The sequence below is a fragment of the Nocardioides sp. genome (assembly GCF_024509035.1).
Lineage (GTDB): Bacteria > Actinomycetota > Actinomycetes > Propionibacteriales > Nocardioidaceae > Nocardioides.
Genome location: NZ_JANINT010000432.1, coordinates 1 through 1511, shown reverse-complemented (window position 1 = coordinate 1511; position 1511 = coordinate 1). Strand labels below are relative to the sequence as shown.

At 67.2% G+C, this 1511-nt stretch carries 2 pseudogenes; both read right to left on the bottom strand.

Annotated features, from left to right (window positions below):
• Positions 1-631: pseudogene (locus tag Q0L15_RS23130) on the bottom strand (DNA-directed RNA polymerase subunit beta'); the annotation flags it as partial.
• A gap of 87 nt (positions 632-718) precedes the next feature.
• Positions 719-1511, bottom strand: a pseudogene (locus tag Q0L15_RS23125) (DNA-directed RNA polymerase subunit beta); the annotation flags it as partial.

The window sequence follows — 1511 nt, the reverse complement described above, 5'->3', positions numbered from 1 at the left end:
GCCCATGTGGCCCTCGAAGTACTTGCCGAACCAGTTCTTCATCTCGCGGTAGAGCATCTCGTCGCCCATGAGGTCTTGGACCTTGAGGGACTTGAAGGTGCTCCACACCTCGTCGAGGCGGTCGATCTCGCGCTGGGCACGGTCGCGCAGCTGCTTCATCTCGCGCTCGGCGCCGTCCTTGACCTTGCGGCGCTGGTCGGCCTTGGCGCCCTCGGCCTCGAGAGCGGCGAGGTCCTCCTCGAGCTTCTTGGCCCGGTCGTCGATGGACTGGTCGCGGCGCTTCTCGAGACGCTCGCGCTCCAGGCCGACCTTGCCCTCGAGCGAGGACAGGTCGCGGTGACGCGCGTCCTCGTCGACGGAGGTGATCATGTAGGCGGCGAAGTAGATGACCTTCTCGAGGTCCTTCGGCGCCAGGTCGAGCAGGTAGCCCAGGCGGCTCGGGACACCCTTGAAGTACCAGATGTGGGTGACCGGCGCGGCGAGCTCGATGTGGCCCATGCGCTCGCGGCGCACCTTGGAGCGGGTCACCTCGACGCCGCAGCGCTCGCAGATGATGCCCTTGAAGCGGACGGATGTCGTCCGCGGTGGCCAGGCCGATCTGAAGCTGGTCGAAGAAGTTCACGTCGAGCACGATGGCTGCAACCCTTCGGTAGTTCTAAGCAGTGAGGTGGTGGGGGGCGGAGGCGGGCCGGCGGTCCGAGGACCGCCGGCCGCGCCGTCACACCTCTTCGACCGAGCTGGGCTCGCGGCGGGACAGGTCGATGCCGAGCTCCTCGGCGGCACGGAAGACGTCCTCCTCCGCGTCGCGCATCTCGATGGGAGTGCCGTCCTGCGACAGCACCTCCACGTTGAGGCAGAGCGACTGCATCTCCTTGACGAGGACCTTGAACGACTCGGGGATGCCGGAGTCGGGGATGTTCTCGCCCTTGACGATGGCCTCGTAGACCTTGACGCGACCGGGCACGTCGTCGGACTTGATCGTGAGCAGCTCCTGGAGGGCGTAGGCGGCGCCGTACGCCTCCATCGCCCAGACCTCCATCTCACCGAACTGGGCCTTACCGCCCAGCGGCTGCTGCGTGATCATCGAGTAGGGACCGGTGCTGCGCGCGTGGATCTTGTCGTCCACGAGGTGGTGCAGCTTGAGGATGTACATGTAGCCGACCGAGACCGGCTCGGGGAACGGCTCACCGGAGCGGCCGTCGAACAGGCTCGCCTTGCCGGTCTCGTCGATCACCCGCACGCCGTCGCGGTTGGGGATCGTCGCCCCGAGGAGGCCGATGATCTCGTCCTCACGGGCGCCGTCGAACACCGGCGTGGCGAGCTTGGTGTTGGGCTCGGCCTTGTCGGCGCCGATCTTGATCAGCCGCTTCTTCCAGTCCGCGCTGTCGGGGTCGCCGGACAGGTTGAGGTCCCAGCCCTGCTTGCCCAGCCAGCCGAGGTGCAGCTCGAGGATCTGGCCGATGTTCATGCGTCGCGGCACACCCAGCGGGTTGAGCACGACGTCGACCGGC